The organism is Nocardia sp. NPDC101769 (genome assembly GCF_044766925.1).
In the GTDB taxonomy this organism is placed as follows: Bacteria; Actinomycetota; Actinomycetes; order Mycobacteriales; family Mycobacteriaceae; genus Nocardia.
The window spans coordinates 328,866-341,243 of sequence record NZ_JBIWMX010000003.1 but is presented as its reverse complement, the minus strand read 5'-3'; the positions used below and the strand labels follow the sequence as shown (position 1 = coordinate 341,243).

Sequence of the window (12,378 nt, the reverse complement as noted above, 5' to 3'; positions counted from 1 at the left end):
TGCGAAGTTACCCAGGAGTTGGCCAAAGCCGGGGGTGACCGGGCGCACGCAAGTAATGTCGTAACCGTGCCGCGTATCGCCTACTTCGGGCCGTCGGGAACCTTCACGGAGATGGCCCTCGCCAAACTGGAGTCCACCGGAGTCTTCGATGGACCGGTAGAGCGTGTCCCGGCCCCGAGCCAGGGCGCGGCCGTCGAGCTGGTGCGGGCCGGTAAGGCCGCGGGCGCGGTGGTGCCGATCGAGAGTTCGGTCGAGGGCTCCATCGCGCCGACGCTGGACGCGCTGGCCGTCGGCCCGCGGCTGCAGATCATCGCGGAAACCGACCTGGATGTGGCCTTCACCATCGTGGGCCGTCCCGGCATCGAGCTCGACGAGGTGCGCCGGATCGCGGCCTATCCGGTCGCGGCCGCGCAGGTCCGCATATGGCTGGCCGTCACCATGCCGCTGGCGCAGCTGTACACCTCCGCCTCCAATGCCGCGGCCGCCGAGGACGTCGTCGCCGGGCACGCCGATGCCGCCGTCTCCACCGCGCTGGCCGGCGCCCGCCTGGGGCTCACCACCCTGGCTGACGGCGTCGCCGATGTCGATCGGGCCATCACCCGCTTCGTGCTGGTCGCCGCCCCGCAGCCGGCGCCGCCGCGCACCGGGACCGACCGCACCTCCATCGTGCTGGAGCTGGCCAACGAGCCCGGCTCGCTCATGCGCGCCTTCGCCGAATTCGCCACCCGCGGTATCGATCTCACCCGCATCGAATCCCGGCCCACCCGCACCGGCATGGGCACCTACCGTTTCTACCTGGACTGCGTCGGGCACATCGACGACGCCGCGGTCGCCGAGACACTGAAGGCGCTGCACCGCACGGCCGCCCGGATCCGATTCCTCGGCTCCTGGCCCGCCACCGCGGCCACCGGCACCCCGCCGCCGCCGGACGCACCCGGCGCGGCTTGGCTGGCCGATCTGAAGAAGGGGGTGGCCGACCTGTGACCGGCAAACTCATCCTGGTCCGGCACGGTGAAACCGAGGGCAATGTCGGCAAGATCCTCGACACCCGCCTGCCGGGCCTGCCGCTCACCGAACGCGGTGTGGCGCAGGCGAAGAGCTACGGCGCGAACCTGACCGTCCCGCCGCAGCGGCTGTTCTCCTCGGCCGCGCTGCGCGCGCGGCAGACCGGCGGCTATATCGAGGCCGCCACCGGTGTCGCACTGGATGTGCTGGAGGATCTGCAGGAGGTGCAGCTCGGCGACCTCGAGGGTTTGAACACCCCGGCCGCGCACGAGGAGTTTCAGAAGGTTTATCACGCTTGGCATTTCGGTGATCTGAGCGTCCGGGTGCCCGGTGGCGAATCCGGTGAGGACGTGCTCGCCCGCTACGTACCGGCGCTGCAGCGACTGCGCGACGGCTTTCTGAGCCGCCCGGACGCCGACGATGTCATCGTGGTCAGCCACGGCGCGGCCATGCGGCTGGTCTCGCGCGAATTGACCGGGGTGCCCAGGCTTTTCGCCGCCAATAATCACCTGGACAATACCGAGACCATCGAGCTGCAGCCGTTCGAGGACGGCACCTGGGAGTGCACCCGCTGGGGCCGCTATGCCGCACCGTTCGGCGACGCCATTGCGGCCGGTGGCGATGACCCCATGGGCTAGGCCGGGAATTCCGTTCGCAGCGGCAGGGATTCGATGAGATCCCGCAGCGCCGTGCGCAACCGGGCCGGGGTACCGCCCGCCAGCGACGTCCACTTCGTCCCGTCCGCGGCGGTGCCGGTGATGGCGAGAAAGCGGCCGTGCCGGGTGTTGTACACCGCGAGGTGGGTGCCCGCCATGTCGCGTGAGCCGTCGCCGTAGCGCACGCCGACGATCTCCGCATGCGAATTCACCTGCACCAGAGCTGAAGCGAGGACCGGTGCGTCGCGGGCCGGTGTGCCTACCTCGGCGAGTCGCGCGGCCGTGGCGGCGGCATCGCCCGCATCGTCGAACACGGGGGCCAGATCCCTGGTGGGCGCGTTCATTCCGGACAGTTCCAGCGCATCGGCCGGGCCGAGCGCGGCCATCACGGTGCCCGGGAGATCGTGACCGGCCTCGTCGACGACATAGGAGCCGGGGCCGCGCAGCGCCACCACCTCGAAGTCGTCGCCCTTGGCCAGGCAGCACCGGTTGACCTGCCCCGCCATATACCAGCGCAGGGCCAGCACCCAGTGCGGCCGGTAGAGCACGCGCAGTCGTTCGGCCAGTTCCGGATGTACCTCGTCGCCGTCGAGCAGTTCACGCTCGGTCAGGGCGGCGGCCGCTGCGGACATGGCGGTGTCGTGGTCGGCGGTATTGTCGTAGCGGCCCATGCCAGCCAGCACCACGGGCAGCTCGTCGATCCCCAATGTCTCCAGCAGATACTGCATTTCGTCGAGCGACAGCGTGACCGACCGCAGCGTCGACGGCCCGCGGCCCGCTCCGAGGACGGTCACCGGTCGGCGGGCGGGTCGCCGCCGATGACCGCGGGCGCGATGAACCGGCCGTCGGTGAACACCTCCATCGAGCGGCCGTAGTCGTGGCCACGGTGCGACTCTTCCTCGTCATTGCCCCGGGTGCCGAGCAGCGGGGCGGCTCCGGCCGAACGGACCGGCGCGGTCGCGGTCGGGGTGGTGGTCACGGTCACGGGTTCGGCGATCGGTGCCGCGGGAGTCGGTGCGCCACCGGTGTTTCCGAGACCCGTGCCCCAGCCCTCGGGCAACTTCAGTGTGCCCGCGCCATTTCCGATGTGCACCGACGTGCCGCCGCCGGTGACGGCCACCGCCTGCGTGGCCAGTGCCGCGCCGCCCGCGCCGGTGGCCGCGGCACCCGCGCCCGCGGTGACCGCCAGGTCGGAGGTGCCGAGGCCGGACGTCTGTGTCACCGTGTCGACGACGGCGGTAATCGCCGTGCTCGCAACGTTTCCCGCGCTGGTGACCACCGTCCCCGCCACCTGCGCGACCTGTGACAGGGCACCGGTGACGGCCGGATTCTGCGCCAGCGCGGCGGCCGCGCCGAGCGCCGCCCGCAGCGGATCGCCGCCATCGGTGAGCCCGTCCCCGCCCGCATCGGCGGAGCCCGCGCCCAGGGCGATGGGCGGCGGCATCAGGAACCGGCCGGGCGTGGCCACCATCAAACTTGTTGCGGCCTCATAGGTTTCCATCACCAGCGCGGCCCGGATGTCCAGCGCCAGCTTGGCCGCCTCGGCCGCCTCCGCGGTGCCGCTGAGGGCGCCGCCGCTGGAATAGGCGGCCACCCGTGCAGTTTCGACGGCCATGATCTCAGGCAGGCTCGGCATGGTGAGGGCGGCCACGGTGTACGCGGTGGCATTGGCGGCGGCCTTGCCCGCCAGCACGCCGGCCATGACGGCCTGCTGTTCTGCCCACACGGTGAAACCGCCCAGCCGGGCCAGCACATTGAGCCCGTTCAGTCCTTCCAGACCGACACCGATCTCGGCCATCACCCGCGCCACCGTGGTGGTGGCGTCCACCCAGGAGGCGGTGAGCGCGCCCCAGGCGCTGCCCGCGGCCGCGATCGGAATGGCGTGCGCGCCGGCATTGAGGCAGAGGGAATTGAATTCGGCCATCCGAGGCAGCCAGAACACCCCGGTGATTCCCAGCGTCATGCGTGTGTCTCCTCGTCAGACCTGAATCGCGGCGATGCCGGCCGCGCGCACGGCGTCCTGGGCCAGGTACTGGGCCAGCTGGCTGCGCAGGGTGGCGGCGGCGTGATGCAGTTCGAGAATGCCCTGGGCGACCGAGTGGTCGTGGGTCAGCGCGGCATTGTTGAAATGCGCTGCGGCCAGGAAGGACACCTCTTCGGTGCCGGAGGGGAGCACATGGGTGGCTGGAGCCGTCGCACTCGCGGCCGCGGCGAGGCGTTCGGCGAGCAGTTCGAGTTCCAACGCGGCCGCGAGGATGACCTCGGGCTGCACCAGGACGTGGCCGACCATGATCGGGCTCCCTTCTCCGTTCCACCCCGGTTGTGAAGATTGGACGCGGAGGTTTGCCGATCGGTTCCCGGCGCGACTGGTCAGCCCCAGCCCAGCTGATGCAGGCGCTCGTCGTCGATCCCGAAATAGTGCGCTATCTCGTGAATCACTGTGATCGCCACCTCTTCGACCACCTCTTCTTCGCTGTGACACATCCCGAGGATGGCCTCGCGATAGATGGTGATGGTGTCCGGCAGCGCGCCTGCGTAGTGGCTGTAGTCCCGGTCGGTGAGGGCGATGCCGTGGTAGAGACCCAGCAGGTGCGGGTCCTCGTCGCTGCGCGGCTCGATGAGCACCACCACATTGTCGATCGCTCGTGACAACTCCGGTGGAATCAGATCGAGGGCGTCGCCGACCAATTCCTCGAAGCGGTCGTCGGACATGGAGACGGGCATGCCTACAACTTCCGCCGCATCACCGTGGCTGGGGGATGACCGGCGGGGCCGCGCCGGGTAGCGGCGGCGGGGTGTAGCGGCCGTTGTTGGGCGGCGGCACCGGGGCCTGGCCGTCGATCTGGATGTCGCCCTTGGCCGATCCGGTGATGGTGGCGAAGCCCTCCTGATCGGCGCCCTTGCCGACCATGCAGTTGAGGCTGCGGGAACCGGCCAGCCAGCTGCGGGCGTCGAGCGCGTCCCAGAACAGGGTGAGGGTCTTGTTGCGCAGTGCGTCGGGGGCGCCGAGGTAGTCGCCGGCGTCCTTGGCGCACTCGTCCTCCATGAACTTGTCCTGATCGTCCTTCGAGGGCGGGCCGCCATTGAAGTGGGTGGCCAGGTCCACGGTGGAGACGATCTCGAAGGCGTGCGGCTGGGTGCAGTCGACCGGATCGGTGGGCAGGTTGGACTTGATGCCGACGCAGGTGCCGATGTCGTAGACCTTGGACTGGTTGATGTCGCGCACGCTGCCGGTGATGGGCTTGGTGGCGAGGCCCTGGCTGCCGGAGACCTGCAGGCCGCAGCGCAGCGTCCGCTCGCCCGCCTTCCAGCCAGCCTCACCCGGATTGATCAGGCCGACAACGAATTTGCCGCGCGGGTCGAGGCGGCCGTCGAGGTATTCCTGGGCGGCGCTGACACAGTGCTCGTCGCGCAGCTCGGAGAAGCGCAGCGAGTCCGGGAAACGGGAGCCGGGCCCGAACTCCTTACCCGGGTACTTGCTCAGGTCGATGTCGGCGGTGACCTCGAACAGGTGCTTGCTGGCGCAGTCGACCTTGGTGAGGTCGCCGGCATTGGCCTTGGACCAGGTCAGGCAGTCGCCTTCCCGGGCGGTGCCGAAGGCCGCACCCGCGACCGCGCCGGTGGGCTGGGCGGCCCCCGGCGCGTGCGCCTTCACGCGATTGGAGTCGAAGCCATTGGAGACGAACATGGTGATGAGCACGGCCAGGGTGACGCCGAGCGCCATGGCCAGCAGCCCCCACCGCACCGTCGACGCCGAGAGCGGACCATTCTGGTCCAGCCTGGATTCCATGGCGCGGAACGGCGTCAGCAAACGATCCAGCGCCGTCGGTTTCCGACGATTCGGCGGCCCCTGCCGCTGCGGGGACGGAGGCGCGGGCCACTGCGGAGGCATTTGTTGCTCAGGCATCGCGTCCCATCCTATTTGCCTCCGCTTCGCTCCGGCGGGTTCGCGGCCCTGCAAGCTCGATTCTTCCCTCCTCCAAGGCGCAGGTCTATGGAGCCGTTCGCTCCCCCGCTCCGAGCGCGGGGAGGCGGAGCGCAGTCCAGAATCGAGCCGGGCCGCGAACCATGGGTGCTGTGGTTGGGCCGTCGGTGCCGGTGGGGGCCTTACGACAGGATGAGCTCGGCCGCCTTCTCGCCGATCATGACCGCCGGGGCGTGGGTGTGGCCGCGGGTGATCATCGGCATGACCGAGGCGTCGGCCACACGCAGGCCCTCGATGCCCCGCACCCGCAGTTCCGGATCCACCACACTGGATTCGTCACGGCTCATGGCACAGGTGCCGACCGGGTGGTACAGCGTGTGCGAGTGGTCCTCGAGGCAGCGCCGCAGCACCTCCTCCATCGGGGTGTCGGAGGCGACGGCCGGCTGCATGAGCTCGCCGATGTGCTCCTTCAGAGCCGGCTGGTTCGCCAGTTCGGTACAGATGCGCAGCCCCGCGAGCAGGGCGGCGCGGTCGGCCGGCTCGGCGCAGTAGCGCGGGTTGATGCGGGGCGCGGTGAACGGGTCCGGGGAGGTGAGGGTGACGCTGCCGATGGATTCCGGCTTGAGCAGCACGGCGGCGAAGGTGAGGGCGTGCCCGTCCGGATCACCCAGTCCCTCGGCGATATACGGCGCGGGCGCGAAGATGAGTTCCAGGTCGGGCAGGTCGAGATCCTCGCGGCTGCGCGCGAACCCGTAGGCCTCACCGATGTTCGAGGTCAGCTGCCCGCGCCGCAGTACCAGATAGTTGGCGAGCTCGAGCAGGTTCTTGTCCGCGCCGTACAGGCTGCCCGCGCCGGTGCGGTAGACGATGGGCGCGGCCAGGTGGTCGCGCAGGCCGCGCCCGACCTCGGGTAGGTGCTGCACGACGGGGATGCCCAGCTCCTGCAGCCGGTCGCCGTCGCCGATGCCGGAGAGCATGAGCAGCTGCGGGCTGTTGATGGCGCCGCCGGACAGGATGACCTCGCGCTTGGCGGTGATCTGCTTGGTCTCGCCGCCGACCCGGAATTCCACCCCGGTGGCGCGCTTGCCGTCGAACAGCACCCGGGTGGCGTGCGCGTCGGTGACGACGGTGATGTTGCGCCCCTGCAGGCGCGCGGGCCGCAGGTAGGCGTCGGCGGTGCTCCAGCGCGAGCCGCGCTTCTGGGTCACCATGGTCTGCGAGAAGCCTTGTGGCCGATCCTGATTCGCGCGTTCCACCGGGTATCCGGCTTCGGCGGCGGCCTGCAGGTAGGTGTGGGTGAGCGGGCGCGGGCTGCGCTGGCGGGAGATGTGCAGCGGTCCCTTGCGGCCTTCACCGGGTTCGCTGGCCTCCTCGACGGCTTCCATCCGCTGGAAGATGGGGAGCACCTGTTCGAAGGACCAGCTCGGTCCGGCGTATCGGGCCCATTCGTCGTAGTCGGCGGCGAAGCCGCGCACCCACATCATGGCGTTCATGGAGGAGGAGCCGCCGAGCATCTTGCCGCGCGGCCAGTAGACGCGCCGGTTGCTGAGTTCGGGCTGGGGTTCGGTGCGGTAGTTCCAGTCGTTGGGTCCCTGGAACAGCTGGTTGAACGCCGCGGGAATGTGGGCGAATTTGTCGCTGTCCTCGCCGCCGGCCTCCAGGACCACGACGCTGACGCCGGGTCGCTCGCTCAGTTTCGCGGCCACTGCCGCCCCCGCGGATCCGGCTCCGACGATCACGAAATCGGCGGTGTGCGGGGTGTATTGGGGCATGCTCACTCCTCGGAAAGACCACGGCGGAGCCGCTGCCGGACTCCCTGCCGTCCCATGCCGCTAACCCTAGGGCGCGAATCCCCCGGTCGTGGGCCGGATGGGTCGGATCAACTCGAAGGCTCGCGGCCCGGCTCGATTCTGGACTGTGCTCCGCCTCCCCGCGCTCGGAGCGGGGGAGCGAACGGCTCCATAGACCTGCGCCGTGGAGGAGCGGAAGAATCGAGCTCCCGGCTTCATAGGCCCGCGGCTTGGCCGCGAACCCGCCGGAGCGAAGCGGAGGCAATCAAACTACGCTCACTAGCCATGATCGACCTTCGATTCCTGCGGGAAAACCCGGATGTGGTCCGTGCATCGCAGCGTGCTCGCGGTGAGGACCCCTCCCTGGTGGATGCCCTGCTCGAGGCGGATGCCGCCCGTCGCGCCGCGGTCGCGACGGCCGACAATCTGCGCGCCGAGCAGAAGGCCCTGGGCAAGAAGGTCGGCAAGGCTTCCCCGGACGAGCGTCCGGCGCTGCTGCAGCTGGGTCAGGAACTGTCGGCGAAGGTGAAGGAGGCCGAGGCCGCCGAGACCGCCGCGGACGCCGACCTCGACGCCGCCCAGCGCGTGCTGTCGAATGTGGTCCAGGAGGGCGCGCCCGCCGGCGGCGAGGACGACTACATCGTGCTCGACACGATCGGCACGCCGCGCGAGTTCGATTTCGAGCCCAAGGATCACCTGGACCTGGGTGAGTCGCTGGGCGTGATCGACATGGAACGCGGCGCGAAGGTGTCGGGCTCGCGTTTCTACTTCCTCACCGGCAACGGCGCACTGTTGCAGCTGGGCCTGTTGCAGCTGGCCGCGCAGAAGGCGGTGGCCAACGGGTTCACCATGATGATCCCGCCGGTGCTGGTGCGTCCGGAGATCATGCAGGGCACCGGCTTCCTGGGCCAGCACGCCGCCGAGGTCTACCACCTGGAGGACGACGACCTGTACCTGGTCGGCACCTCGGAGGTGCCGCTGGCGGGCTACCACTCGGGCGAGATCCTGGATCTGAGCGCGGGCGCCAAGCGCTACGCCGGCTGGTCGTCGTGCTTCCGCCGGGAGGCGGGCAGCTACGGCAAGGACACGCGCGGCATCATCCGTGTGCACCAGTTCGACAAGGTGGAGATGTTCGTCTACACCACCCCGGACCAGGCCGACGCCGAGCACAAGCGGCTGCTGGCCTGGGAGCAGGAGATGCTCGCCGCCATCGAGGTGCCCTACCGCGTCATCGATGTGGCCGCCGGCGACCTGGGTAGCTCGGCCGCCCGCAAATTCGATTGCGAGGCTTGGATTCCCACGCAGCAGACCTACCGGGAGCTCACCTCGACGTCGAATTGCACGACGTTCCAGGCCCGTCGCCTGAATGTCCGGTACCGGGACGAGAACGGCAAGCCGCAGATCGCCGCCACCCTGAACGGCACTTTGGCCACGACTCGGTGGATTGTCGCTTTGCTGGAGAATCACCAGCAATCCGATGGTTCGGTGCGGGTGCCCGCTGCGCTGGTGCCTTTTGTCGGCACCGACGTGCTGGCACCTCGCTGAATATTCGCTACTCGGTGTGGCTTATTCCGCCGGTTGTGTCTACTGGTGTCAGGGCTTGTGTCTAGGCTAGGCAGCGTGCGAGGAATCGGGTCCCGCGGCGATACCCGGACCCGGGTACGGGCGGCATCGGCGCTGGCGACGGCAATGGTCATGGCTCGGACCACCGGGGCGTTCTACGTCATGGGCGGGGTCCTGGGCCTGGTTCTGACTGCGGTCGCTCCGGGTAACGAGGGCAATCGGCCGCTGGTGGGAGCGGCGGCGTTCGTGGCGCTGCTGTTGGGTATCAGTCTGCTGATCTGGGGTCCGCGGCTGCCGCATTCGGTGCATCACGCGTATGTGGCGACCGCGACCGTGTTGGTGACCGTTGCGGTGCACTGGTTTCCGAATACGGTCGGCGCGATCAGTCTGGCGGCGTTCTATGTCTTCGTCGCCTGTGATGCCGCCATCTTCTTCTCCTGGCGCTGGCTGGGCGGGCACATAGCGTTCGCCATCGCCTGCTGTCTGTGGGTGGTGCCGTCGCGCGGGTTGCCGTGGTGGTCGGGCATCATTCCGGCGGGTATCACGTTCGGAATCGGCATCGTGGTCGGCATTTTGACGCGCATGGCGTCGGACGCCGACATCGATGTGCTGACGGGGCTGCTGAACCGGCGTGGTTTCGATCGGGCGCTGAGCAATGCCATCGCGCACGCCACCCGCACCGGCCAGGGCCTGGCCCTGGTGCTGGTGGACCTGGACCGATTCCAGAAGATCAACGATCACCTCGGGCACCGGGCCGGTGACGCCGTGCTGCGGCGGGTGGCCGACAGCTGGTCGAAACTGCTTGCGCCGGAGCAGCGGCTGGCCCGCTACGGCGGTGACGCGTTCGCGCTGCTGCTGCCCGGGACCACCGAGCAGGCCGCGATCCTGCTGACCGAGGAGCTGCGGGCGGCCGTCACCACCGGCTGTTCCGCGGGTGTGACGTCCTGGCAGCCGGGCGAATCCGGGTCGCTGCTGGTGTCGCGCGCGGATGTGGGCCTGTACCGGGCCAAGCAGGCGGGCCGCAATCGCACGGTGCTGGAGTCCTCGCGGCAGCTACCGCTGGCGGTGGAGCTGCGGGAGGCCATCGATCGCGGCACGCTGGACGTGCAGTACCAGCCGATCGTCAGTCTCACCGAGGGCGCGACCCGCGCGGTCGGCGTGGAAGCCTTGCTGCGCTGGTCTTCCCACGCGCAGCCCGATGTGACCACCGAGGGACTGATCCGGGTCGCCGAGGAATACGACCTCATCTCCGATCTGGACGAGCTGGTGCTGCGGCGTGCCTGCGCCGATGCCGCCCGGTTGCAGGAGACGTTCGCCCAGCTGGATCTGACCCTGAATGTCAATGTGAGCGGGCTGGAGCTGGCCGAAACCGAGTACGCCGACCGGGTTTCCGGCATCCTCGCGGAAACCGGCTGGCCCGCCGAGCAACTGGTGCTCGAGGTGACCGAGAGCGAGCTGGCCGCCGAATCCGAGACGGCCATCGCGAACCTGCACACGCTGCGCGAGTTCGGCGTCCGCATCGCCATCGACGATTTCGGTACCGGCTACTCCTCGCTGAGCCGGCTGGCCACGCTGCCGTCGGACATCCTCAAGGTGGACCAGTCCTTCGTGGCGTCCATCCGATCGGATTCCCCGGCGCCGCCGCTGCTGGGTGTGATCGCGGCGCTGAGCAAGTCCCTGGACCTGCAGGTCATCGCCGAGGGCGTGGAGACCGACTACCAGGCCGCCGTGCTGACCGAGCTCGGTTTCGCGCTGGCCCAGGGCTACCACTACAGCGATTCGCACCCGGTGTCCGAGCTCATCAACGACCTCAATGACCGGCACGGTCTGGTCGGCGCGTCGGTGTCGGAGGGCGAGCCGTCCACCAATGGCTGGATCCCGCTGGACAATCCACTTGACGGTGGGGCTCCCGGCGCGCAGGGTTGATCTCATGCGGCTGCTCGTCTACGCCTGTTGATTCGTAATCCGTAGTGCGCTGCCCCGGGCTCACGCCGAGCGCGTGGGCTCGACATGTGCACCGACCCACCCGATACGGGTACAAGCCCTCTCGATACGCGCACTGACGCTGCGGGCGATGCTGTTCGCCGTCACGGCGGATCTGATCCCGCTCTACGCGATCTATGCGCTGTTGTTCGCCGACCACGGCCTGAACGCGGCGCAGATCTCGTCGCTGTTCGCCATCTGGTCCGCGACCTCGTTCCTGCTGGAGATTCCCTCCGGCGCCTGGGCCGACACGGTCTCGCGGCGCGGCCTGCTCGTCCTGTCGGGTGCGCTGCTGGCAGCGGGCTTCGCCGTGTGGACGCTGTACCCCTCCTACCTGGGATTCGCCGTCGGCTTCGTGCTGTGGGGCACCTCGGGCGCGCTCCGCTCGGGCACCTTCGAGGCGCTGATCTACGACGACCTGCACGCTCGTGCCGCGACGGCCGAATACCCGCGACTGATGGGCTATGTCCGCGCCGCCACCGAATCGGCCGCGCTGGCGGGCATTCTGGTGGCGGCCCCGCTCTACGCGTGGGGCGGCTACGCGCTGGTCGCCTGGTCCAGCGTCGCGATCGCCATCGTGCACACCGTCACCGCGGCACTGCTGCCGACCGCACCGAAGTCGGTGTCCTCGGCGGAGGTCGAGGAGCTCGAGGATGTGGATGACGCAGCCGAGGACGCGGATGACGGTGTCGCCGAATCGGAATCCGGTGGCTACCTGGCAATGCTGCGCGCGGGCTTGCGAGAGGCCGTGCGTGTGCGGGTGATTCGGCGCGGCGTGATCCTGGTGGCGCTGCTGAACGGCATCACCGCGTTCGACGAATATTTCGCCCTGCTGGCCGATCACGCCGGCGCCGGCCCGTCCCTGGCCGCGGTCCTGGTGGGTGTCACGGTGGCCGGAGCCCTGGCCGGCGCGACGCTGGCGAGCCGCACCGAGGGCATCTCGGCGCGAGTCATGGCTGCGGCCTTGGTGGTGGCCGGTGTCCTGTTCATCACCGGCGCGCTGCTGGCGGGCGCGGGCGCCGACCACCCGCAGGCAATGTATGTGCTGACGGCCGTGGGCTTTTCGGCGGTGGGCATCGCCTACGGCATCGACTACAACGCCGATGTCATCGCCTCGGCCCGCCTGCAGGACGCCATCTCGGGCCCGGCCCGTGCGACCGTGACCTCGGTGTCCGGCTTCGCCACCGAAATGATCGCCCTGCTGGTCTTCGCTTTCGCGGCATTTGCCACAACCTGGCTGTCACTGCCTGTGATGGTCGCTCTGCTCGGTGTACCGCTGCTGCTGGCCGCGGCACTGGTCCCCACCTGGCTACCCCGGGCGGCGTCGGTTGTCGGACGCTCGGGGTAGTGCCCGACTGTGGTTGGGGGACGTCCTGTGCTGGAGCGGGATCCGAGCACAGTGCGGCGCGGCGTGTCGCAGCGATGCGCGACATGATCTGGTCGATCGCTTCTGTGC

11 protein-coding genes are annotated in these 12,378 nt (G+C 69.3%); 5 read left to right on the top strand and 6 right to left on the bottom strand.

What is annotated here, in order from left to right; translation table 11 throughout:
• The first annotated feature begins 66 nt into the window (after positions 1-66).
• A complete protein-coding gene (gene pheA / locus ACIRRA_RS07345; RefSeq protein ID WP_402764346.1) occupies positions 67-984 on the top strand; it encodes a prephenate dehydratase in 918 nt (305 codons plus the stop codon).
• On the top strand, positions 981-1,643 hold the full coding sequence (locus ACIRRA_RS07340) for a histidine phosphatase family protein (RefSeq protein WP_402764343.1): 663 nt from the start codon (positions 981-983) through the stop codon (positions 1,641-1,643). The genes pheA and ACIRRA_RS07340 overlap by 4 nt, the downstream gene beginning before the upstream one ends.
• Here ACIRRA_RS07340 and ACIRRA_RS07335 read toward each other — a convergent pair.
• The 6 genes from ACIRRA_RS07335 to ACIRRA_RS07310 all read right to left on the bottom strand — a co-directional run bounded on the left by ACIRRA_RS07335 (position 1,640) and on the right by ACIRRA_RS07310 (position 7,358).
• A complete protein-coding gene (locus tag ACIRRA_RS07335; RefSeq protein WP_402764340.1) occupies positions 1,640-2,455 on the bottom strand; it encodes an ESX secretion-associated protein EspG in 816 nt (271 codons plus the stop codon). The genes ACIRRA_RS07340 and ACIRRA_RS07335 overlap by 4 nt on opposite strands.
• Entirely contained in the window at positions 2,452-3,624 is a 1,173-nt protein-coding gene (locus ACIRRA_RS07330; RefSeq protein ID WP_402764337.1) for a PPE domain-containing protein, read from the bottom strand. Before ACIRRA_RS07330 ends, ACIRRA_RS07335 begins: the two co-directional genes overlap by 4 nt.
• Before the next feature lie 15 nt (positions 3,625-3,639).
• Positions 3,640-3,951 carry a PE domain-containing protein gene (locus tag ACIRRA_RS07325; protein WP_356996205.1) on the bottom strand — a complete coding sequence of 104 codons (312 nt, stop codon included), beginning with the start codon at positions 3,949-3,951 and terminating at the stop codon, positions 3,640-3,642.
• Positions 3,952-4,031: 80 nt separating this feature from the next.
• A complete protein-coding gene (locus tag ACIRRA_RS07320) occupies positions 4,032-4,385 on the bottom strand; it encodes a metallopeptidase family protein (RefSeq protein ID WP_402764333.1) in 354 nt (117 codons plus the stop codon).
• Between the two features lie 19 nt (positions 4,386-4,404).
• Positions 4,405-5,451 carry a septum formation family protein gene (locus ACIRRA_RS07315; RefSeq protein ID WP_402764331.1) on the bottom strand — a complete coding sequence of 349 codons (1,047 nt, stop codon included), beginning with the start codon at positions 5,449-5,451 and terminating at the stop codon, positions 4,405-4,407.
• Positions 5,452-5,768: 317 nt separating this feature from the next.
• Positions 5,769-7,358 carry a GMC family oxidoreductase gene (locus tag ACIRRA_RS07310; protein WP_402764328.1) on the bottom strand — a complete coding sequence of 530 codons (1,590 nt, stop codon included), beginning with the start codon at positions 7,356-7,358 and terminating at the stop codon, positions 5,769-5,771.
• Between the two features lie 303 nt (positions 7,359-7,661).
• On the opposite strand from ACIRRA_RS07310, the gene serS reads away from it, so the two are divergent.
• From serS to ACIRRA_RS07295, 3 genes are all read left to right on the top strand, one after another.
• Complete coding sequence (serS, locus tag ACIRRA_RS07305) at positions 7,662-8,921, top strand: serine--tRNA ligase (protein WP_402764325.1); 1,260 nt, start codon at positions 7,662-7,664, stop codon at positions 8,919-8,921.
• A 75-nt stretch (positions 8,922-8,996) separates the two neighbouring features.
• Positions 8,997-10,865, top strand: coding sequence for a putative bifunctional diguanylate cyclase/phosphodiesterase (locus ACIRRA_RS07300; RefSeq protein ID WP_402764322.1), 1,869 nt, complete (start codon positions 8,997-8,999; stop codon positions 10,863-10,865).
• A 148-nt stretch (positions 10,866-11,013) separates the two neighbouring features.
• A complete protein-coding gene (locus ACIRRA_RS07295) occupies positions 11,014-12,270 on the top strand; it encodes an MFS transporter (RefSeq protein WP_402764319.1) in 1,257 nt (418 codons plus the stop codon).
• The last annotated feature ends 108 nt before the right edge of the window (positions 12,271-12,378 follow it).

What these genes read in the sequence shown, in the direction of transcription:
- ACIRRA_RS07330 (WP_402764337.1), bottom strand. Translation starts at nt 3,624, where the DNA reads ATGACGCTGGGAATCACCGGGGTGTTCTGGCTGCCTCGGATGGCCGAA.
- ACIRRA_RS07310 (WP_402764328.1), bottom strand. Translation starts at nt 7,358, where the DNA reads ATGCCCCAATACACCCCGCACACCGCCGATTTCGTGATCGTCGGAGCC.
- serS (WP_402764325.1), top strand. Translation starts at nt 7,662, where the DNA reads ATGATCGACCTTCGATTCCTGCGGGAAAACCCGGATGTGGTCCGTGCA.
- ACIRRA_RS07325 (WP_356996205.1), bottom strand. Translation starts at nt 3,951, where the DNA reads ATGGTCGGCCACGTCCTGGTGCAGCCCGAGGTCATCCTCGCGGCCGCG.
- ACIRRA_RS07320 (WP_402764333.1), bottom strand. Translation starts at nt 4,385, where the DNA reads ATGCCCGTCTCCATGTCCGACGACCGCTTCGAGGAATTGGTCGGCGAC.
- ACIRRA_RS07295 (WP_402764319.1), top strand. Translation starts at nt 11,014, where the DNA reads ATGCTGTTCGCCGTCACGGCGGATCTGATCCCGCTCTACGCGATCTAT.
- ACIRRA_RS07315 (WP_402764331.1), bottom strand. Translation starts at nt 5,451, where the DNA reads ATGGAATCCAGGCTGGACCAGAATGGTCCGCTCTCGGCGTCGACGGTG.